Genomic DNA, 22,654 nt, shown 5'->3' on the forward strand with positions numbered 1-22,654 from the left:
AAAGCCAAAGTACAGTCGTACGCTTGGCTGTCTTGTTGCGTTCAAAATATGAAAACAATAGCATTAAGAGAGGTATAAAACCTCTTAATACTACTAAATTTTTGCCTTAAGGCTTATTTTTTTTGAAAAAAAATACCATAACATCAATACTAGCTTGATATTTCGGTATTTTTGTCAACAATCTGAAAAAAGAAGTTGTTTATATCAACTTCTTTTTTATATTTTAAGAGGTAAGTTTGCAATTATTTAGTTTTAACTGTTTCAATATAATCGATTAACTCAACAGTTAAATCTGCTCTAGTAAATGGAGTGATTAAGTAAATTCCATTAAAGTGTTTTAAAGCAACATCAATTAATTTTTTACTTTCATCTAAAGCAATCTTTTGACAAAGTTCTTTGTCATCTTTAACTTCTTCCAATCTAGATAAAAATTCTTCTGATAATTTAATTCCTGGAACTTCATTGTGTAAGAATATGGCATTATTATAACTAGTAATTGGCATTATTCCTACAAAAAATGGAGTATCAGGATAGTTTGAAGCTAATTCTGATAATTTAACAATTTTTTCTTCTTCGAATACTGGTTGAGTGATAAAGTAATCTGCTCCAGATTTGATTTTCTTCTCAACTAAGCGTTTTGTTTTACTTATATCGCGAACATTTGGGTTATAGGCTGCAGCAACAGTAAAGTTAGTAGTCTTTTTAAGTGATGCTCCATTATATCCAAGTCCTTCATTAAGTTGTTTTATAAATGGTATTAGTTTAAAACTTGTAACATCAAAAACACTTGTTGCACCTGGGAAATCCCCGAGGTTGCTAGGATCACCTGTAACTGCTAGAATGTTGTTAATACCAAGTAGATCAAGACCCATTAGTCGAGATTGTAATCCAATAAGATTGTGATCGCGACAAGCTAGATGTAATAGAGTAGGCGTAGTTATATGTTCTTTCAATAAAACTGCAGCCGTTAAATTACAAATTCTAGTACTTGCTAATGAATTATCAGCTAAAGTAATAGCTTCAATATTCTTTTTATCAATAGTTTTAGCAGCTTCAATAAATTTCTCAATATTTAAATGCTTAGGTGGATCTAATTCTGCTATTATTGTAACTTGTTTTTTTACTTTATCAACTATAGTAGGTTTATTAGACGCTACACGAATAAGTTCTTCTTCAGCAGGTAGAGGAGTTATTGTTTTTCTTTTTACTGGTTTTAAACCTTTTATTCCTTTTTTTATAGCGCGAATATGCTCTGGTGTAGTTCCACAACACCCACCAATTAGTCTTACTCCTTCTTCTACTAATAGTTTTGCACTTTGTTCAAAGTAAGATGAATTTTTTCTAAAACGATATTCATTTCCATTAATAGTTTGAGTAAGTTGCATTAAACTAGCATTAGGATATGCTGATAAATAGCTTTGAGCAAATAAAGGAACTTGTTTAAAGCTCTTTATCATATGATAAGGTCCAAGATGGCAGTTTAAGCCGACAATATCTGCACCTAAATTTACAAGAGCACTTAGTGCATCAGTTACTTTCTCCCCATTTTGAGTAATACCAGCTTCTAATAATGAAATATTAGTAATTATAGGTAAGTCAGTAAGTTTTCTTACTTCAGATAAAATAGTACGAATTTCTTCTTGATCATAATATGTTTCAAATAATAAGCCATCAATTTTTTCTGTAGATAAAAGAACCTTAACTTGATCTAGTGTTTCATTAACTATAGATTCTAAAGTTAGCTCACATTCACGAAGCCCTCTTATAGCCCCAATAGTACCTAGAACAAATGTTTTTTCTCCTGCAGCAGAACGTGCGATTTCAGCTGCGCGAATATTAATTTCTTCAAACTTATCTTCATATCCATAAGTTTTTAATTGACACTTTTTGGCAGCATAGGTATTAGTCTGAATTATATCAGCTCCGGCTTCGATATAAGCTCTATGGATTTCTTCTACAGCACTAGGATTTGAAATATTGTTATATTCATGACAACTTTCTAATCCATTACTGTAGAGAGTTGTACCCATAGCCCCATCGGCTACGAGTACATTATTTTCTAATCTCTCTAGTAGGTTTCTCATAAATCTCCCTCCAATACTATTTTTTTAGTTCAGAGCGGATTTCTTTTGTTACCTCAACTAAAACTTCTAGTGCTTCGATTGTTTCTTTTTCTGCACGTGTTTTTAGACCACAGTCAGGGTTAATCCAGAATTGTTCTGTAGATAATTTTTGAAGTGGACGTAAGATATTAGTACGAACTTCTTCTTTTGTAGGTACACGAGGAGAGTGGATATCATAAACTCCAAGACCAATACCTAGAGGGTAGATTGCTGTCTCAAATGCAGAGATTAATTCTCCGTGACTTCTACTTGTTTCGATAGAAATAACGTCTGCATCTAATGCTCTAATAGAATCGATAATTTCATCGAAGTTAGAGTAACACATATGAGTGTGAATTTGTGTTTCATCATTTACTGATGAAGTAGCAAGACGGAATGCAAATACTGCTTCTTCAAGATATTTTTCTTTTTTACTATCTCTAAGTGGTAAACCTTCACGAAGAGCAGGTTCATCAACTTGGATAATTCCAATACCAGCTTTTTCAAGTAGTTCAATTTCATTTTTAAGAGCTATAGCAATTTGGTTAAAGATTTCTGCTTTAGGAATATCACTACGTTCAAATGACCAGTTTAGGATTGTTACTGGTCCAGTTAACATACCTTTAACAGGACGGTTAGTTAAGCTTTGAGCATAAGCAGTTTCTTTAACTGTAACAGCTTCAATATGTTTTACATCTCCGTAAATGATTGGTGGTTTAACCCCACGAGAACCATATGATTGAACCCAACCAAATTTAGTTGATGCAAATCCAGCGAAACGTTGACCAAAGAATTCAACCATGTCTGTACGTTCAAACTCACCATGAACTAATACATCAATGTCAAGGTCTTCTTGGATTTTAATCCAACGAGCGATTTCTTCTTCAATGAATTTTTCATAGTCTTCATTAGATAATTCACCTTTTTTCCATAACGCACGTTGAAGACGTACTTGTTTAGATTGAGGGAATGATCCAATTGTTGTAGTTGGTAATAATGGTAAGTTGAATTTTTTGTTTTGAACTTCACGACGTACTTTGTAATCAGAAGGGCGAGTAGAACGAACATTTTCACTTGATTCTAATTCTAGATTTCTGAAGTCAGCATTTTGTAATTTGTGGAAGTCTTCAACATGTTTTTTATATGCATCAGATTCATTTCCATCTAATTTATCAGCTAATAAATTAAGTTCTACAAGTTTTTCATCAGCAAATGCTAATCCATTAAGAAGAGTTTCTTCAAGTTCAGTTTCATGTTTTGTTGTAACAGGAACATGTAATAGAGAACATGAAGGTTGGATTACTAACTCAGCAACATTTTGTTTAATCTCTTCTAGTAATTTTGAACTATCTTCAAAGTCGTTACTCCAAACATTACGTCCATCAACAACACCAGCAAATACTTCTTTATCTTTAAATAATCCAGCTTTAACATTAGCTAGGTTTTCTTCTCTACCATGAACGAAATCTAATCCGAATGTTACTGGTAAATCAGCAAGTTTTTCAGCTTCTACTAAAGCTTCAAAGTAAGTTTGGAAGATGAATTTAGCATTTACTTCATTATTGAAATGGTTATATACTTTATGAGCTAATTCCACATAATTTTTACCTTCGTCAGTTACAAAGATTGGTTCATCTACTTGGATGTATGAAGCACCAGCTTCTACTAGTTCTTTAAATACTTGTGTGTATAGTGGAACTAATTTGTCTACAGCTTTTTCAAATTCTCCTTCTTCTAAGCCACTAGATAGAGCAACATAAGTTATAGGCCCAGTAATAACTGGTTTAGCTTTATCACCAACTATTTCACGTGCTTCTTTATATAAATCAAGTAGGCGAGTATTATTTAACTTAGGTTCAACATTTTGCCACTCAGGTACGATGTAGTGGTAGTTAGTGTTAAACCATTTTTTAAGTGCAGATGCAACATTATCTTTGTTACCACGAGCGATATCAAAGAATAAATCTACGTCAACTTCTCTTCCTTCAAAACGTTGTGGAATAACGTTGAATTGAACTGATAAATCTAAAATGTGATCATATAGTGAGAAATCTCCTACAGGGATTAAATCTAATCCAGAGTCATATTGTTTTTGTAAGAAATCTCTTCTTAATTTTCCAGCTTCTTCAAATAACTCGTTTTGACGAACTGTACGAGCCCAGTATCCTTCAATTAATTTTTTCCATTCTCTCTTTTCCCCTAAACGAGGGTATCCTAAACTTGAAATTTTTGTCATTTTTTCTTTCCTCCTAAAATGTAAATATAAATTTCTTAATAATAAAATAAAAACGCCCTTAAACAATAAATTAATATTGTCTAAGGACGTGCGTTTCATACGTGGTACCACCTTATTTTATGGAAAATCTAAAATTGTGAATTGAATTTTTTAGTTTTCCACCTCATTAAAATTTTAACGCGTTTAATGCGTAATTATTTTACCGAATATTATTCAGCTCAATAATTAAAACTCAAAGACCATTTTCAAAAAAACTCATTAATCTCTTTTCAGCTACCGAGATTCTCTGTTGTAAATCCTTTTTTTTACTCATCTTTTCAATGTTATATTATATTAATTTGTAAAAATAATTTGTACTCAGTCTTAAATACGACAAAAGGGTAGTAACACAAGGGACGAAATGACCGTGTTACCACCCAATTTTATAATCTTAAAATAAACTTTTAATCTTACCTCAATGATTATTAACGGTAATCAACCGGAACTAACTCATTAATAGTCATTAGTTCAGCTCTGTGACCATTTACAATACACCCAAATCCTTTTTTTCACCAACCAAAAGGTCTCTAATAATTAAGTAATATTGCTCTTCACTTCTTCGCTTTTAAAACTGTTAAAGAAATAGTAACATAAGTCTTTTTCTTTGTCAACACTTTCTAGTGAAAAAATTAAAAACTTTTTCCGGAATTGTCAGAAATCTAAGGAAGACCATATATATTAATATATTTTAAAGATAATATTTTAATAATAACTATTTAAGAAATATTTTAACTTTTACTAATAGTTAGTTAATATCCATAAGGTATACTGTATTCATCAAACAAAAAGTTTTGGTAATAAAGTATTAAATAAGAGGAGAGAAATACAAATGAAAAATAACTTTATTAAATCAGAAAATTTTACAAAATGGGCAATCAGAAAAGTTAGTGTTGGTGTGGTGTCAGCTGCAATTGCTAGCGGAATTTTTATAGTTGTTGGCAGTGGAGAAGCTCATGCGAGTGATTTACAAGATAAAGCTCCTGTAGTTCAAAATGTAGAAAATAAACAATTAGATGATTCAACTGAATCTAAAGTAATTGAAAACAAAGTAAATACTGTAGGAAAAGAAACAAAACAAGTTGAGAAAAGTACAGTTGAAGCAAAAAATGTTGTAAGTGCTGAGAAACAACCTGAAGTAAAATCAGAAAAAGAAGTAAGTATTGAATCAAAAGAAACTGATGTGAATAATTTAATAAAACAGGCAAAAGATGTAGCAGAACCACAAACAACTCCAGTTGAAGTAAAAAAAGCAGTAATGGAGAATACAAAAGATACAGTAGATGTACAAGCTAAATACTTAGATAAAGCAAACTTCCCAGGGCCATTCACAGCGGGAGTGAACCAAGTAATTCCTTATGAATTCTTCGGTGGAGATGGAATGTTAACAAGATTAATCTTGAAATCATCAGACAAAGCACCATGGTCAGATAACGGATCAGCGAAAAATCCAGCATTATTACCATTAGAAAAACTAGGAAAAGGATTATACTTCTATGAAGTAGACCTAGAAGGAATAAAAGGAAAATCAGATAAAGAATTACTAGATTTATTGAAAGCTAATGGAACACAAAGCTACAAAGCAACAATCAAAGTATACGGTGAAAAAGACGGAAAAGCAGATCTAACAAACGTAGTGGCAACAAAAGATGTAAATGTAAATCTAAATGGCCTTACAAGTGTTAACGAAGTTAAAAAAGCAGTAATGGAGAACACAAAAGATATAGTCGATGTACCAGCTAAATACTTAGACAAAGCAAACTTCCCAGGACCATTTACAGCAGGAGTAAACCAAGTAATTCCTTATGAATTCTTTGGTGGAGATGGAATGTTAACAAGATTAATCTTGAAATCATCAGATAAAGCACCATGGTCAGATAACGGATCAGCGAAAAATCCAGCGCTTCCTCCAGTAGAGAAATTAGGACATGGATTATATTTCTATGAAGTAGACCTAGAAGGAACAAAAGGAAAATCAGATAAAGAATTACTAGATTTATTAAAAGCTAATGGAACACAAAGCTACAAAGCAACAATCAAAGTATACGGTGAAAAAGATGGAAAAGCGGATCTAACAAACGTAGTGGCAACAAAAGATATTGATGTAAATCTAAATGGATTAACAAGTGTTCAAGAAGTTAAAAAAGCAGTAATGAAGAACACAAAAGATACAGTAGATGTACCAGCTAAATACTTAGACAAAGCAAACTTCCCAGGACCATTTACAGCAGGAGTAAACCAAGTAATTCCTTATGAATTCTTCGGTGGAGATGGAATGTTAACAAGATTAATTTTGAAATCATCAGACAAAGCACCATGGTCAGATAACGGATCAGCGAAAAATCCAGCGCTTCCTCCAGTAGAGAAATTAGGACATGGATTATATTTCTATGAAGTAGATTTAGCAGGAACACAAGGAAAACAAGATAAAGAACTATTAGACTTATTAAAAGCTAATGGAACACAAAGCTACAAAGCAACAATCAAAGTATACAGTGAAAAAGATGGAAAGGCAGATCTAACAAACGTAGTGGCAACAAAAGAAGTGACTATAAATCTACATAAAGAAACTAAGCAAATGGATATGAAACCAGGAGAAGATATGATGCAAAATAATACAGCTACTGGTTCAATGAATTCAAATGTAAGTGGAAAAGTAATGAATATGAGTAAATCTGATAGTATGTCTATGAAATCTAGTATGAATAAAGCTATGATGCCAGAAAATATGACTATGGATTCTCATATGAATAAAGATATGATGCAAGATAATATGGCTATGAATACTCATATGAGTAATGGAATGACGAAAAAAGGTATGCTACCAAAAACAAGTGCGGCACCTGAAGGAACAATGAGTTCAACAAATTCATCAAATACTGGAATACTAGGATTAATCATTGCAAGCTTCTTAGGTATATTAGGATTCAGAAGAAAAAATAATTAATAAATAAAATAAACTTGTATATTTTATCGAAATAGTGCTATACTTTTATTGTATAGTACTATTTTGATAAGAGGAGTTAAGTATGGTTAATAAAATTTTATTAGTAGATGATGAAATAGAAATAACGGAGATAAATAAACGATATTTAGAGCAAGGTGGATATGGTGTTGATATCGCTAATGATGGTAAAGAAGCTTTAGAGAAATACAAGAAAAATAAATATTCTTTAATAATTACAGATATAATGATGCCCAATATAGATGGCTATGATTTAATCAGCGAAGTACAGTATTTAGATGAGGAACAACCATTTTTATTCATAACAGCGAAAACAACAGAACCAGATAAAATCTACGCTTTAAGTTTGGGGGCAGATGACTATATAGTAAAACCATTTAGTCCAAGAGAATTAGTTTTAAGAGTTAGAAATATACTACGTAGAATCGAGAAAAATAGTAGTGAAAATATTTTAACTTTAGGTGATTTGAAAATTAACTATAATAGTAGAATTGCTATGGTAAATGATAGACAATTAGAACTAACCGTGAAATCTTTTGAATTATTATGGCTACTGGCTAATAATCCGGATCGTGTTTTTTCTAAAACAGAATTGTATGAAAAAATTTGGCAAGGTGAATATGTAGAAGATGCAAATACGCTAAATGTGCATATACACTCATTAAGGAGAATCTTAACAAAATATTCAACAGAAAAAACACCGAGTATAAAAACGGTATGGGGTCTAGGATACAAAATGGAAAAACAAGTTTAAAAATGGAAAGGAAATATAGAATGAAATTAAGAGATTATATTATTGTTGGATATATTTTGTCATTTTTAATAACTATTATGGCTGTTTTTTGGGCTTCAAATTTAATGTTAATTGAAAAAAAAGATACATATTTTATAGTTGCGATTACAATAATTGCAGGACTAATTGGAGCTACGATTAGCATTATATTACTAAAAGGTGTATTTAAGTCATTACATGTATTAAAAAGACAAATGATTAGTATAAGTGAGAAAAATTTTGATTTTAGCAATACTGTAGAAGGTCCTACTGAGTTTAGAGAATTATCATTATCATTCAATGAAATGGCAAAACATTTAAAAGAAAGTTTTGATTCATTAGAAGAAAGTGAAAAAGAAAAATCTCTTATGATAGCCCAGTTATCTCATGATATAAAAACTCCTATAACTTCAATTCAATCAACTGCGGAAGGAATGTTAGACGGAATAATAAAGGAAGAAGAATATAAATATTATCTAGAAACAATTTGTCGACAAACGACAAGATTGAATAAACTTGTTGAAGAATTAAATTATTTAACATTAAGTGTAAAAGACACTAGTGAAGATGATAAAAATGAAACAATATTTTTAGATAAATTATTGATTGACTGCATGTCAGAGTTTAAGTTGAGAGCAGAAAAAGAAAAAAGAGATATCTATATTAAAGTTATTCCTGAGAATGCTAAGATAGTAAGTAATTACAATAAAATTCAAAGAATTATCGTGAATTTAATAGGTAATGCATTTAAGTATTCACCAAGCGGTACAAAAATAGAAATAGTTGCCGAAATAAAAAATCAAGAATTATCTATTTCTATAATTGATGAAGGTTGCGGTATAAAAGAAGAAGAGATTGATAATATTTTTAAAAGATTATATCGTGTTGAAGCATCAAGAAATATGAAAACAGGTGGTTATGGCTTAGGTTTAGCAATAGCGAAACAGTTAGCCTTACAAATAAATGGAGACATATTAGTAGAAAGTGAATATGGTAAAGGAAGTAAATTTACTTTAAAAATTAATTGTTAATACACTGAGTATACAAGGAAATCTTTGAATCAGATTTATTATTTTGAAAGAATAATTGGAATTAGATTTTTAAGAATTTTCAATATAAAAACATAAAAATTTTTTAAATTTTGACAAAATAAATTTTTCACGGTATAATGAAAAAAAATCTACTGAGGAAAATAAATATGGCAAATTCAAAGTATATTACACGTCTTAAGCGCTCAGAAGGGCAACTAAGAGGGATTCAAAAAATGATAGAAGAAGAGAGAGATTGTATTGATATAATAACTCAATTAAGTGCAGTTCGTTCAAGTGTTGATCGTGTTATTGAGTTACTAATAACAGAAAATCTTATGGAATGTATTAATAATCCTCTAGAAAATCCTGTAGAACAGAAAGAAAAAATAGAAAAAGCTATAAAATATATAGTAAAGAGTAAATAGTTTAAAAAAATAATAAAAAAGCCTTGTTCCTGAATAATCTTAGAAACAAGGCTTTTTTGATGATGTATTAATTTTATATTAAAGAGAATTTAATAGAGTAAAAATTGGTTGTTTTTATTGTTTAATATTTTACTTTGTTTCTCCAGGCCAATTATTCATACCACCTTCGATATTTATTATATCGAATCCTTGAGCCTCTAAAAAATCATATGCCTTAGCTGAACGTCCACCTGCTTGACATATTACATAGTATTTTTGATTTTTATCTAATTTAGTGAAATCTATACCAAGACTACTCAAAGGAAAATTTTTAGCAGAAGGTATATGACCTACTTCGTACTCGTGATTTTCTCTTACATCGAGAATCGTAAGTTCCTCATTATTATACTTTTCATAAAAATCTTGCATTGAAATATTATTTTTCATGATCTCTTCCTTTCAATATTAGTAATATTAGACTATTTTTCCTCTCCATGCATGCATACCGCCTTGGATATTAATAACATCGTAGCCTTTCTTTTTTAGTTTTTTTGCTGCAAGTTTGCTTCTAGCTCCAGAGTGACAAATAACATATACTGTTTTATCTGTTATTGGAGTAAATTGACCAATCACATTAAGTGGAACATTTTTTGCATTTTTTATATGTCCTTTTCGAAATTCATCGGGTGTTCTTACATCTATTAATTGAATATTTTCTTTAAGTTTTTGTTCTAGTTCGATAGTAGAAATACTAGCTACTTTTGTGAATAAATAAAACATATATAATATACCTCCTAATATACCCTTATAGGGTATATTAAATCATGAGGTAGATGAATTGTCAAGAATGTTGATTATAATCAGAAAATCAAAACTAGCTTATGAATTATTTTAAAACAAAGATGATTTAGAAATTTAATTTATAGTTCCTAACTTCTAACTAGAATAATATTTCTGTAATTTTAGTTTGAAATTTTTATTAACAGCTAGTAAAATAGTATATGAGCAGTTAGTATTAAATATATAAGAAAATTTTAGGAGGGATAAGATGTATATAAATGAGTTTAAAACCGATCAAGAAGTACGTATGTTTTTCTTGTTGGATAATGTAGTAAGAGGAATAGCTACTAGTGGTAAACCTTACTTAACATTATATTTAAAAGATAAAACCGGATCCATCGATGGAAAAATTTGGGAAGTTAAAGAAGAAGACACTGAAAATTTAAAAGCTGGAATTATGGTATTTATAGAAGGAACGGTTTTAGATTATAGAGGGAAATTGCAGCTTAAAATAAAGAATTATAGATTAGCAAATGATAATGATTCAATAGATATTCAAGACTATATTCAAACAGCGCCATTATCAAAAGAAATTATGATTAGCGAATTAAATGATTTTTTAAAGGAAATCAGTAATCAAAAATTAAAAGCAGTTACGATAGAATTATTAAATAAATATAAAAAACAATTTGTAAGTTATCCAGCTGCAAAATCAATGCACCATGACTTCTATTCTGGATTAATCTATCATACAATAACAATGTTAAAAATTGCTAAAGCATTATTGAAAATTTATCCATCTTTAAATAAAGATTTATTATATAGTGGAATAATTTTACATGATTTAGGAAAAACTATAGAGCTAAGTGGTCCGATAGGTACTTCATATACTTTAGAAGGGGAATTATTAGGGCATATCGTTATTATGAGCGATGAAGTTTCTAAAGTAGCGGAAAAATTAGGTATAGAAGGGGAAGAGATTATACTACTTCGACACATTATACTTGCTCATCATGGGAAATATGAATTTGGTTCACCAAAATTACCTATGGTAAAAGAGGCAGAAATTATTAATTTTATAGATAATATTGATGCTCGTATGATGATGTTCGATAAAAACTTATCAAATGTAGAACCAGGAACTTTTAGTGATAAGTTATTTGGTTTAGAAGGTCGACATTTCTATGTACCTACATTCGATGTTAATGAAAATAAATAATTAGGAGAATTTAAGGAAAATATTATGAATAAAACAGTTAAATATATATTAGGTTTTGTAGCTATTTTTGTGGCTGCAGTAATTTGTGTTTTTGGTATTATTAAGTATGAGGAATCAAAGGAAACTACAACTACTAATAATAGTGAAAATTTAGGCAGTGTAGATGGTAAAAATTTAGATAAGGAAACTACAGTAGTTGTAGAGAAAATACGTACTATTACAGATTTAGATGCGTTAAAATCTGAATTGAATTTATCTCAAGAAACTATAGCTGAACTGAAAAACTTTGCTCCGACGGTTAGTTATTCAGTAGATAGCAGCAATGGAGGAACTAAAATCTACCTAAGACAAGGTGGACATATTTCAAATAATAAAATTGTAGGTAAAAATGAACTAATAGGTGCATATGATGTAAAAGATGGAAAGTTAACACCTGTTAGTGAAGATATTAAAAAAGTTTCATCTAATATAGATGCTAGTAAGCTAAAATGGACGGACCTAAATTTAAAAAATACAGAGCATAATAAATCTGCGGCGAAAGAAATTCTTAAAAAGTATTTCTTCGTAACTCATGGAGGAAGAAAATTAGAGCCAGTAGCATTATTTGGCTATTTAGTTGATATAGATAAAAACGTCACTGTAAGTGGTAAGGATTATCATGTAACTAAAATGTCATTGGCTGAATTAACAGATGTTTATAATACTGCATACAAAAGTACATATAGTGCAGATGATGTTTACAAAGATATACCGTCACTGAAAAATATAAAATATAGAGAAGTAGATGATAGTTATTCAGGTAATGAAGATAAGTATAATAATTCTCTTGTGTTAGGAGAAACAGTATTCTTTAAAAAAGATAAAGTTTATATAACAGGAATGGGAGGAATTGGAGGAGCAACTCAATATACACCTTCTGAGGAAAGTAGCTGGACTATCGAAGGGGATAGATTAATAATTCCAATTAAGGATGCATCTAAAGATAATAAAATTGTAGGAAAATATATATTACGTTTAAATAATAAACAATATAAAGGTGGAGAATCTCGTTCTAAATACTATATAGAGAGTATGGAACTAAACTAATATGTTAGAGAAAAATAATAAAGTAGCTTTAGTAGTTTGTTCTAACGGCAAAGCTAGGGAAGATAAAATTAAATTAGATAAATTAGAAGAAATATTAAAAAGTCTAGGCTTAGTTCCTGTTTATAGTAACTATTTATATAAAGATAAATTTGGAAGAAGTGCTAATGCTAAAATACGTAGTGAAGAACTGATGAAATTTTTTAGTGATAAAAGTATAAAGGCAATTTTTGATATTTCTGGTGGAGATCTTTCTAATGAAATATTAGATTATTTAGACTATGATATTATTAAAAAGAATATTAAACCATTTTTTGGATATAGTGATCTAAGTGTAGTATTAAATGCAATAACGGTTAAAACAGGAGAACCTACATATTTATACCAAGTATTGAATATTATTGGAAATGAAAATATAAGAGATAGTTTTAAGAAAACAGTGATGTATAATGAACCAGATTTAACAAATATATCATGGAACTTTTTTCAAGGTGAAGAAATTAGCGGGATAGTTGCAGGTGGAAACATTAGGTGTTTTCTTAAACTAGCAGGCACTCAGTATTTTCCAGATTTAGAAAATAGAGTATTATTTTTAGAAGGACTAGGTACAACAGTAGAATCATTAATTACTCATCTAACTCAATTAAAACAAATGGGTGTTTTTGATAAAATTTCAGGTTTATTACTTGGAACTTTTACTAATATTGAAAAAATATATAATAAAAATGATATTTATAGTATAGTCAAAGATTTTATAGATAAAGATTTACCAGTAGTTAAGACAAGTGAAGTAGGGCATGATATAAATTCTAAAATGATTACTATAGGTGGTAGAATAAATATAAAAAAACTTTCAGAGTAGATAAATTACTCTGAAAGTTTTTCTATTAATTATAGGTTATACCATTTAGAAATAGCTTGAGTACCATTAGTATTTCTTACTTCTTCTTCTAATTCATTATATAGTTTATAAGCTACTTCTAATCCTGGTAGTGTAATATTCATTTTTTCACATTCTTCAAGTGCTAGACGCATATCTTTTATAAAGTGATGAACAAAGAAACCAGGTTTAAAATCATTTTTAAGAATTCTTGGTCCGTAAGATGTCATCGAGAAGCTTCCTCCTGAACCTGTTGAAACAGTTTTGAAGAAATCTTCTAAATCAAGACCCACCTCTTTAGCAAATTTAAAGCTTTCAGCAACAGAAATCATAGTAGTGGCAATAGCTATTTGGTTGGCAAGTTTTGCATATTGTCCTTTTCCAGCTTCTCCGAAATAAGTAATATTTTTTCCTAAGTGTTGAACAAGTGGTAGAACTTTTTCCTCATAAACTTTTTTGTTGCCACCAGCCATTATAGATAAAGTACCATTTTTTGCACCAATATCTCCACCTGTTACGGGTAGGTCTAATGCGCTAGCACCAACTTTAGCAAATTCTTCACTGATTTTTTTTGCAATAGTAGGTGAAGAAGTAGTCATATCAACAAATACTTGTCCTTCTTTAGCAGTAGTAATTAAACCGTCATGCCCTAGATAAACACCTTCAACATCTTTAGGATATCCAACCATTGTAAATACAACATCTGCATTAAGTGGAGCATCTTTTATCTCAGTAAGGAGTTTAGCCCCTCTATTAACTAGATTTTCTGTTTTTGATACTGTACGATTATATACATAAAGTTCATGCCCTGCATCTAGTAGATGACCAGCCATACTTTCTCCCATAACACCTGTACCAATCCATGCAATTTTCATAATGAAATCCTCCGATTATTTATATTATATTTTTAATTATATCATATGTTGTAAAATATGTTATAATAATCTAGATAATAAAGATATTTAGGAGGTAGCTTTGAATAAAGGTAAAATAAAAGAATTCTTTTTATGTACTAGACCACACAGTTTTCCAGCAGCAATAGCGCCCGTGTTATTTGGAACAACATATGGATTGGTATATAGTAATGGTGTTTCATATTTGAAGTTTTCTTTATTTCTTATAGCGTGTTTACTTATACAAGCAGCAACTAATTTATTTAATGAGTTTTTTGATTATAAACATGGATTAGATAAAATTGATTCTGAAGGTATTTCAGGTTCAATTGTAAAAGGTAAGTTAAGTGCAAAAGAAGTGATGAACGGAGCGATAGTACTTTATGCGGTTTCATTAATTCTTGGTATAATTTTAACATTAATGACAAGTTATTATATTTTTTTAGTAGGTATAATATGCATGTTGACAGGATATTTTTATACAGGCGGTAAGTATCCTATAGCGTATTCTCCTTTTGGAGAAATTGTTTCTGGATTGTTTATGGGTACAATTATTATTGCACTAGCTTTTTATTTTCAAACAGGTTATATTAATATTGATATTATATTAGTATCTTTACCGATATTTTTAATGATAGCAGCTATATTATTGGCTAACAACATCCGAGATATAGAAAATGATAAAGAATCGGGGAGAAGAACTTATGCCATATTAGTAGGAAGAGAGAATGCTATTAAGACATTAGCTGCTAGTTTTGTTTTAGTGTATTTATTAAATATATTTTTTTCAATTACTAAATATGGATCGATATCATATTTATTAGTACTTGTCACAATACCGTTAGCTATAAAAATAATAAAAGGCTTTAAAGCTAACACTAATAATAAAACAATGGCACCATATATGCTACTGACAGCAAATTTAACAATTTTCATAGGATTTATAATGTCATTAGCAAATATAATAAATATAATTTTAAAATAAATTAAACTTGTCAACTTTTTTTGTTGACACCAGGCGATAAAAGATATATAATAAATAATGTGTTTATGAGGTGATATTTAATGAAATGGTTAAGATCTTCGTTATTCAAAAATAATAGTGATACTTTTGTTTTTGAAGAAAAAATAAATGTTAATGTAGGACACTACGATAATTCTCTTAAAGATATTAGAGATGTTGTTGTTAGTGGTAAATTAACTCGAGGTGGCCAAGATAAAATATATGCCGATCTATTAATTAAAGGAAATTTCGAAATGATTTCAGGGAAAACATTAAAAAATGTTATAGTACCTTTTGAAATCGAAGAGAGAGAAGAATATGTCGATAAATCTCTTTTTATGGGAGAAGATGTATTCGATGTTAATTTAATGGATATGTATATAGATCTTACATCTTTAGTACATGAGCTTATAATTTTAAATATTCCAATTACAACTTCACAAGATGAAGAAGAGTTGGAGATGGTTTCCGGTAATGACTGGGAGTTGGTTTCTGAAACTGATTTAACAGAAGTTAAAGAGAAGAAGGAATCACCATTTGCAGCCCTTAATGGTTTATTTAAAGAAGAATAAGAATTATTTAAAATAATTGGAGGAAATTAACTATGGCAGTTCCTTTTAGAAGAACATCAAAAACAGCTAAAAGAAAAAGAAGAACTCACAAAAAACTATCTGCACCATCAATTTCTATCGATGCAACAAGCGGTAACTATGTAATGGGTCACCGTGTTGATAGAAAAACTGGTATGTACAAAGGTAGACAAGTTCTAGACGTTAAATAATTTAAATATTACCAAAGCTTAAGGAGGTGTCCTTAAGCTTTTTTTATAACTAAAAAAGAGGTATGGTTAAGGCCATACCTCTTTTGCTTATTAATCTAAGTATCCTAATTTTTTGATTAATTCTGCAGTTAATACTGCTCCTCCAGCTGCCCCGCGTAGTGTATTGTGAGAAAGTCCTACAAATTTGTAATCAAATAGGTTATCCTCACGAAGACGACCTACAGTAATTTGCATTCCTTTTTCATTATCACGATCTAGAACTGGTTGTGGACGATCATTTTCTTCATAGTATTTAATGAATGGTGTTGGAGCTAGTGGTAGTTCATATTTAGAAATTTCTGGAACATGGTTTTTAATTTTTTCAACTAAAGTTTCTAGTCCTGGGTTATTTTCTAAATTGAATGATACACAAGCAAGGTGTCCATCAAGTACTGGAACACGAATACATTGAGCAGAAAGGTTCATAGAATCTGTTGGAACAATTTTTCCATCTTTTACTTCACCGAAAATTTTAAGTGGTTCTTTTTCACTTTTCTCTTCTTCTCCACCAATGTAAGGAATGATGTTTTCTACCATTTCTGGCCATTCGTTGAATGTTTTACCACTTCCTGAGATAGCCTGGTAAGTACAAATAGATGCTTCTTTAATACCATATTCTTTAATTGCTTCAAATATTGGTACATAACTTTGGATAGAGCAGTTAGGTTTAGTAACAATAAATCCTTTTTTTGTACCAAGACGTTCTCTTTGAGAAGGAATAACATCTAAGTGAGCTGAGTTAATTTCAGGGATAATCATAGGAATATCCTCTTTATTCCTATTTGCTGAGTTGTTAGAAACAACTACAACTTCATGTTTAGCATAATCTTCTTCAAGTTTAACTAATGCTTCTTTGTCTAAGTTTATAGCACAAAATACCATATCGATATCTTTTGATACTTCATCTATTTTATATAAGTCTTCTACTACTAATTCCTTAGTATATTCTGGGATAGGTTGATCTAATTTCCAACGGTTTTCCATTAAGTCTGCATATTTTTTTCCAGCAGAACGAGGTGATGCAGCTAGTTTAACTACATCAAAATATGGGTGGTTTTCTAATAATACTAATAAACGTTGTCCTACCATTCCTGTTGCACCTAATACGGCTACTCTTGATTTTTGCATAATTTTTCTCTCCTTGTATTTGTATAATATTTTATTTAATCTAATAACTCTGTGAGCTAAGTTAATTTTCTTATTTTAAAAAATTAATTTAGAACAACTGTTCCTTCTTTATCTACTTTAAGTAGAATAGCTTTCCAATTATAATTTAACTTATCTAATTCTGATTGGATTTTCTCAATATTTTTTTCATCACTTACAATATTCATAAGTGTTGAACCACTACCTGAAATAAAGAATGCTGCACTATCTATACTTTCACAGATATTCTTAACTTCTTCATATTCATGGATGATTACTTTTCTATAAGGTTCATGTATTTTATCACCCATAACTTTTTTTAGAAGTGTTAAATCATAAGTTTCAAATGCCTTAATAACTGAACCAAGACGAGATAATGAGTAAATAGCATCTTGCAGTTTAATATTTTCAGGCATAACTTTTCGTGCTTCTTCTGTTGATGTTTCGAAGTCTGGTATAAGAGCTAAGAAGTTAAATCTTTCATCAACATCATATTTTACCGTTACTGCTTCTTTATTGTCTGTAGTACAAGAAGAACTTAAACTACCAAAGATTGCAGGTGACACATTGTCTGGATGACCTTCAATATCATTAGCAATTGTAAATATTTCTTGTTTGTCTACAGGGGTATCAGTTAATAAATAAGCTCCATATATTCCAGCAACAACACATGTAGAACTACTACCTAAACCACGACAAATTGGAACATCGTTTTTTATAGAAATTCTAACACCTGAAATAGTTTTATTTAATTTTTTTAATGTTGTTAGTAATGTTTGATACACTAAGTTGTCTTCGTTAGAAAAACGTTCTTCAAATCCAACAAATTCTACACCTTTATCTAACTTTTCAAATCCAAAAGTAGTGTAGAGTGTAAGTGCGATACCTAAACTATCAAAACCACAACCAACATTAGCAGAAGTTGCAGGTACGCGAACATTAACCATTATAAATCACCTAATTTCTCTAAAATATATTTTTTCATTTCTGTTTTATTAATGACATCTTTATGTCTAATTTCTTTTTTATCTAAGTCTTTTAAGTTTTCTGGTATAGCTACTTTAGTTTGTTCATGAAGTTTATTCATAAGAGTAAACTCATCTTCATTAGTAGCTTCATTTAAAGAGGTATAGACACTTTCTGTAAATTTATATGGTGATGCAGTAGATAAAACAACATTAACATGTTCTTTATCTAAGTTATCTAATAACACCTTATAGGCTACTGCAGTATGTGTATCTAATAAGTAAGAATCTTTTTCGTAGATTTTCTTAATAGTTTCTTTAGTATCAAGATCATTAGCGAAACCAGTTTGGAATTTTTCTTGAATTCTAGTAAGTATTTCTTTTGTCACTTCAAAACGTCCAGTTTCTTTTAAGTCTTTCATTAGACTAGCTACATAAGCATTATCACAACCACTTACATAGTATAGTAATCTTTCTAAATTACTAGAGATAAGAATATCCATACTAGGAGAAACAGTTTTTAGAAAATCTCTATTTTTATCATATACACCAGTTTGTAAGAAATCATATAAAACATTGTTATTGTTACTAGCACAAATAAGTTTATTAACAGGCAAGCCTATTTGTTCAGCGTAGTAACCTGCTAGAATATTTCCAAAGTTACCAGTAGGTACAACGAAATTTACTTTATCTCCTAATTTAATTTTATCAGTAGTTACTAATTCTAAATATGAAACTACGTAATAAACTACTTGAGGAATTAATCGTCCAATATTTATAGAGTTAGCACTTGATAACTTAATATTTTTAGAAAGTAATTCTTTTTTAAACTCTTCATCAACAAATAATTCTTTAATTCCACTTTGAGCATCATCAAAATTTCCATGTATTGCGCAAACTTTTGTATTTTTTCCTTCTTGAGTTTGCATTTGAGTTTTCTGAACAGTACTTACACCATCATTTGGATAAAATACCATTATTTTTGTTCTATCAACATCTTTGAATCCTTCTAATGCAGCTTTTCCAGTATCACCACTAGTAGCTGTTAAAATTAAAATATCATTTTTATCATTAACTTTAGTAAGTGCTGTTTTTGTAAGTTGAGGTAGAAGTGAAAGTCCTACATCTTTAAAAGCACTAGTAGGGCCATTAAATAATTCTAGAACATAGCTATCGTTAAGCTCAACAAGGGGAGTGATTTTCTCATTAGAGAATTTCCCTTTATATGCATTTTCAACACATGCTTTGATTTCTTGTTCACTAAAATCAACGAATAGTTTTAATACTTCTTCTGCAACTTCATAATAATTTTTTCCAACTAAATTTTTTAAATCTAATTTATTTTTTCCTAAATCTCTTAAGACGAAAAGCCCACCTTCTTCACTTAAACCTTGAAGAATAGCTTCACTCGGATTTATTTTTCTATTTATATCACGTGTACTTTCGTAAATCATGTAAAATCTCCTTGCTTTATCGTTGTATATATGATACAATGTTCTCTATAAAAATACAAGTGTTTTTTACAAAAAGAACATAAAAAATTATACAACTATAATTTTACAACAAAATTTGCTGTAAAAACAGTGTAAATTAAAAAAAATCTACTTTTTTCAAAAAATTATGATAAATATAGATAAAAAGAAGATATATATAAATTATTAAACATACTTAAAAATAAAAAATGATAGGAGAAAAGTGTATGAAAGTAGCAATTTTAGGATACGGAACTGTTGGAAGTGGAGTTTATGAAATTATTACAAATGGTAAGAGTGAAGAATTAAAGAATATAGAAGTAAAAAGTGTTTTTGCTAGAAGTCGTGACAAAATGCACCTTGCTACTGATGATATAAATGAAATTATTAATGATGATGAAATATCAGTAGTAGTTGAGTGTTTAGGAGGATTAAATCCTGCGTATGAATTTATTAAAAGAAGTCTAGAGAGTGGGAAACATGTTGTTACTGCCAATAAGGCTGTTGCTGCAAAATATTTAGATGAATTCGTTTCTTTAGCTAAGGAAAACAATGTTAAGTTTATTTTTGAAGCTAGTGTTGGTGGTGGTATCCCATGGTTAGTTAATTTAGAAAGAACTAGACGTGTTGATGAGATTAATAGAGTATATGGAATATTTAATGGAACTAGTAATTATATTTTAGATAATATGTATAGAAATGAACAAGAATTTGATTCTACTTTAAAAACAGCTCAAGATTTAGGATATGCAGAAGCGGATCCAAGTGCTGATATTGATGGTGGAGATGTTATTAATAAAATAATATTAAGTAATGCTTTAGCGTTTGATATTCATATTGAGCCAAACTTCCCAACATATTCTATGAGAAATATAACAAAAAATGATATTGATTACTTGAAAAAATATGATTATGCTGTGAAATATATTGGTGAAACTAATGTTGCGGATGGTAAGTATGAAACTTCAGTAATGTTATCTATTTTTGATAAAGGTTCACAAGAAGCGGCTGTTGAATTAAATAATAATATAATTACTTTAGATGGTTCGTTTATTGGAGAACTTAAGTTTTATGGGCAAGGAGCTGGGAAGCTACCAACAGGTAATGCGATAGTTCAAGACATAGTAGATATATACTCAAATATTCCAAGAAAAGATGTAGTAATAAAAAATGAATTAGTTCAATCAAATGAATTAACTAGTAAGAAATATTTACTTCGCTCATCTTCTGAACTAGCAGGAGAATTAATTGAATCTATTGAAAAATATGAAAATGAGTTTTACATTAAAACTAAAGAAATCTCATTAAATCAATTAAGAGAGTTAACTAAAGAATTAGAAGAAAAAGATGATAAGTACTTAGTGGCTAAATTCCATTAATATTGGTAATAATTTTGGAAATACATTGAAATATTTTCATATTAGATGTAATATATAACTAAGTAAAAATAATTATGGAAGAGGACAAATAATGGTTAGAGTAGCTAAGTTTGGTGGTAGTTCAGTAGCGAGTGCTGAACAATTTAGAAAAGTTAAAAATATAGTTGAGCTTGATGATTCAAGACGTTTTGTTGTAGTTAGTGCTGTAGGTAAAGCAGATAAAGATGATAATAAAGTTACGGATTTACTGTATCTTTGTTATGCACACATTAAGTATAATATTAATTTTGATAATATCTTTAAGATGATTGAAGACAAATTCATTAATATAAAAAATGAATTGGGATTAAATTATGATATAGAAGGTGAGCTTGCTAAATTAAAAAGTGAGATAAAAAAAGGTATAGATGAAGAATACTTAGTAAGTCGTGGGGAGTATCTAACTGGTTTATTAATGGCAGAATACTTAGGATATCATTTTGTAGATGCAAAAGATTTAATTTTCTATAATTATAATGGAAAAATAGATTATTTAAAAACACAAAATGCATTTGATAATATTATTAAAGAACATGATAGATTAATAATTCCAGGTTTCTATGGAAGTCGTCCAACAGGTGAAGTTAAAATTATGACACGTGGTGGGGGAGATGTTAGTGGAGCAATTGTAGCGAATATAGCTGATGCAAGTGTTTATGAAAACTGGACAGATGTTTCAGGAATATTAATGGCTGATCCTCGTATTATTGATAATCCTCGTGAGATAAAAGTAATTAGCTATACAGAATTACGAGAATTATCATATATGGGAGCTAGTGTATTACACGAAGAGGCTATTTTCCCTGTTCGTGATAAAGATATCCCAATTCAAATACGTAATACTAATAACCCAACTGCTGAAGGAACTATAATTAGTGATAAAAAATGTGCTAGTTCAGATCAGATTGTAACTGGAATAGCAGGTAAGAAAGATTTTTCTATTATTACAATAAAAAAACGTCATATGGCAAACGAAGTTGGATTAATAGCTAAAGCGCTAAAAATCTTTGCAGCATTTAATGTGAGTATTGAACATATCCCTAGTGGTATTGATTCGTTCTCTGTCGTTGTGGAAACTAATAATGTAAAACCATTTATCCATGAGCTTGTTGCCAAAATTAAAGAAGAAATTGGTGCTGATGAAATAAATGTTACGAATGAAATAGCTCTTATCGCTACAGTAGGTGAAGCTATGAAGAATACTTTAGGTGTTTCTGCAAGATTATTTGGTGCCCTAGGAAAAGTAGGTGTTAATATAGCGTTAATTTCACAAACAAATGATGAAATAAATATCATTGTTGGTGTGAACAATAGAGATTATGAAAAAACTATAAATACACTATATGATGAATTTAAATAGTTAATAAAAAACTTTCTAACATTACTAATGTGTTAGGAAGTTTTTTAAGAAACTTTATTTTACTGAAAA

20 protein-coding genes and 1 other annotated feature are annotated in these 22,654 nt (G+C 29.6%); of the genes, 12 read left to right on the forward strand and 8 right to left on the reverse strand.

The window, feature by feature from the left end; genetic code table 11:
• Positions 1 to 242 precede the first annotated feature (242 nt).
• Together T369_RS0103940 and metE are read right to left on the reverse strand one after the other, a co-directional pair.
• Positions 243 to 2,084 (reverse strand): bifunctional homocysteine S-methyltransferase/methylenetetrahydrofolate reductase, encoded by a 1,842-nt coding sequence (locus tag T369_RS0103940; RefSeq protein WP_031552031.1) that lies wholly within the window; start codon positions 2,082 to 2,084, stop codon positions 243 to 245.
• Between the two features lie 16 nt (positions 2,085 to 2,100).
• Positions 2,101 to 4,338 carry a 5-methyltetrahydropteroyltriglutamate--homocysteine S-methyltransferase gene (gene metE, locus T369_RS0103945; protein ID WP_031552032.1) on the reverse strand — a complete coding sequence of 746 codons (2,238 nt, stop codon included), beginning with the start codon at positions 4,336 to 4,338 and terminating at the stop codon, positions 2,101 to 2,103.
• Positions 4,339 to 4,726: 388 nt separating this feature from the next.
• Positions 4,727 to 4,946 (reverse strand) — a binding site (T-box leader).
• A 260-nt stretch (positions 4,947 to 5,206) separates the two neighbouring features.
• Here metE and T369_RS0103950 point away from each other — a divergent pair.
• The 4 genes from T369_RS0103950 (at position 5,207) to T369_RS0103965 (ending at position 9,567) form a co-directional block, all read left to right on the forward strand.
• Positions 5,207 to 7,321: an SSURE domain-containing protein gene (locus T369_RS0103950; RefSeq protein WP_031552035.1), complete on the forward strand. Its 2,115-nt coding sequence runs from the start codon at positions 5,207 to 5,209 to the stop codon at positions 7,319 to 7,321.
• 82 nt (positions 7,322 to 7,403) lie between these two features.
• On the forward strand, positions 7,404 to 8,093 hold the full coding sequence (locus T369_RS0103955) for a response regulator transcription factor (protein ID WP_031552038.1): 690 nt from the start codon (positions 7,404 to 7,406) through the stop codon (positions 8,091 to 8,093).
• 20 nt (positions 8,094 to 8,113) lie between these two features.
• On the forward strand, positions 8,114 to 9,142 hold the full coding sequence (locus T369_RS0103960; protein WP_031552041.1) for a sensor histidine kinase: 1,029 nt from the start codon (positions 8,114 to 8,116) through the stop codon (positions 9,140 to 9,142).
• Positions 9,143 to 9,309: 167 nt separating this feature from the next.
• Positions 9,310 to 9,567 carry a metal-sensitive transcriptional regulator gene (locus T369_RS0103965; RefSeq protein ID WP_006363536.1) on the forward strand — a complete coding sequence of 86 codons (258 nt, stop codon included), beginning with the start codon at positions 9,310 to 9,312 and terminating at the stop codon, positions 9,565 to 9,567.
• Positions 9,568 to 9,696: 129 nt separating this feature from the next.
• Here the strand turns inward: T369_RS0103965 and T369_RS0103970 are convergent, their stop codons facing one another.
• Positions 9,697 to 9,993, reverse strand: coding sequence for a rhodanese-like domain-containing protein (locus T369_RS0103970; protein ID WP_031552045.1), 297 nt, complete (start codon positions 9,991 to 9,993; stop codon positions 9,697 to 9,699).
• 27 nt (positions 9,994 to 10,020) lie between these two features.
• Positions 10,021 to 10,326, reverse strand: coding sequence for a rhodanese-like domain-containing protein (locus T369_RS0103975; protein ID WP_031552049.1), 306 nt, complete (start codon positions 10,324 to 10,326; stop codon positions 10,021 to 10,023).
• Between the two features lie 268 nt (positions 10,327 to 10,594).
• On the opposite strand from T369_RS0103975, the gene T369_RS0103980 reads away from it, so the two are divergent.
• Genes T369_RS0103980 through T369_RS0103990 form a run of 3 tightly spaced genes read left to right on the forward strand, consistent with a single transcriptional unit; the run spans position 10,595 to position 13,490 of the window.
• Positions 10,595 to 11,545 carry an HD domain-containing protein gene (locus T369_RS0103980; RefSeq protein ID WP_031552052.1) on the forward strand — a complete coding sequence of 317 codons (951 nt, stop codon included), beginning with the start codon at positions 10,595 to 10,597 and terminating at the stop codon, positions 11,543 to 11,545.
• 24 nt (positions 11,546 to 11,569) lie between these two features.
• On the forward strand, positions 11,570 to 12,631 hold the full coding sequence (locus T369_RS0103985) for a hypothetical protein (protein WP_031552055.1): 1,062 nt from the start codon (positions 11,570 to 11,572) through the stop codon (positions 12,629 to 12,631).
• Position 12,632: 1 nt separating this feature from the next.
• Positions 12,633 to 13,490 (forward strand): S66 family peptidase, encoded by an 858-nt coding sequence (locus T369_RS0103990; RefSeq protein WP_031552058.1) that lies wholly within the window; start codon positions 12,633 to 12,635, stop codon positions 13,488 to 13,490.
• Between the two features lie 29 nt (positions 13,491 to 13,519).
• Here T369_RS0103990 and T369_RS0103995 read toward each other — a convergent pair whose 3' ends face one another.
• Positions 13,520 to 14,383, reverse strand: coding sequence for an NAD(P)-dependent oxidoreductase (locus T369_RS0103995; protein ID WP_031552061.1), 864 nt, complete (start codon positions 14,381 to 14,383; stop codon positions 13,520 to 13,522).
• 100 nt (positions 14,384 to 14,483) lie between these two features.
• On the opposite strand from T369_RS0103995, the gene T369_RS0104000 reads away from it, so the two are divergent.
• The 3 genes from T369_RS0104000 to rpmF all read left to right on the forward strand — a co-directional run bounded on the left by T369_RS0104000 (position 14,484) and on the right by rpmF (position 16,185).
• Positions 14,484 to 15,386 (forward strand): 1,4-dihydroxy-2-naphthoate polyprenyltransferase, encoded by a 903-nt coding sequence (locus T369_RS0104000; protein WP_031552064.1) that lies wholly within the window; start codon positions 14,484 to 14,486, stop codon positions 15,384 to 15,386.
• An 80-nt stretch (positions 15,387 to 15,466) separates the two neighbouring features.
• Positions 15,467 to 15,976 carry a YceD family protein gene (locus T369_RS0104005; RefSeq protein WP_031552067.1) on the forward strand — a complete coding sequence of 170 codons (510 nt, stop codon included), beginning with the start codon at positions 15,467 to 15,469 and terminating at the stop codon, positions 15,974 to 15,976.
• 32 nt (positions 15,977 to 16,008) lie between these two features.
• Entirely contained in the window at positions 16,009 to 16,185 is a 177-nt protein-coding gene (rpmF, locus tag T369_RS0104010) for a 50S ribosomal protein L32 (protein WP_006363526.1), read from the forward strand.
• Positions 16,186 to 16,275: 90 nt separating this feature from the next.
• Here rpmF and asd read toward each other — a convergent pair whose 3' ends face one another.
• The 3 genes from asd to thrC form a co-directional block, all read right to left on the reverse strand.
• The gene (gene asd / locus T369_RS0104015) at positions 16,276 to 17,352 is read right to left on the reverse strand and encodes an aspartate-semialdehyde dehydrogenase (RefSeq protein WP_006363525.1); all 1,077 of its coding nucleotides are present in this window, start codon (positions 17,350 to 17,352) and stop codon (positions 16,276 to 16,278) included.
• Positions 17,353 to 17,435: 83 nt separating this feature from the next.
• Positions 17,436 to 18,317: a homoserine kinase gene (gene thrB / locus T369_RS0104020; protein ID WP_031552070.1), complete on the reverse strand. Its 882-nt coding sequence runs from the start codon at positions 18,315 to 18,317 to the stop codon at positions 17,436 to 17,438.
• On the reverse strand, positions 18,317 to 19,789 hold the full coding sequence (gene thrC / locus T369_RS0104025; RefSeq protein WP_031552073.1) for a threonine synthase: 1,473 nt from the start codon (positions 19,787 to 19,789) through the stop codon (positions 18,317 to 18,319). The genes thrB and thrC overlap by 1 nt, the downstream gene beginning before the upstream one ends.
• Positions 19,790 to 20,034: 245 nt before the next feature.
• On the opposite strand from thrC, the gene T369_RS0104030 reads away from it, so the two are divergent.
• Positions 20,035 to 21,186 (forward strand): homoserine dehydrogenase, encoded by a 1,152-nt coding sequence (locus T369_RS0104030; protein ID WP_031552076.1) that lies wholly within the window; start codon positions 20,035 to 20,037, stop codon positions 21,184 to 21,186.
• A gap of 91 nt (positions 21,187 to 21,277) precedes the next feature.
• Positions 21,278 to 22,585 (forward strand): aspartate kinase, encoded by a 1,308-nt coding sequence (locus T369_RS0104035; RefSeq protein WP_031552079.1) that lies wholly within the window; start codon positions 21,278 to 21,280, stop codon positions 22,583 to 22,585.
• Positions 22,586 to 22,654: the final 69 nt, after the last annotated feature.

It is taken from the genome of Gemella sanguinis ATCC 700632, from assembly GCF_000701685.1.
Classification (GTDB): domain Bacteria; phylum Bacillota; class Bacilli; order Staphylococcales; family Gemellaceae; genus Gemella; species Gemella sanguinis.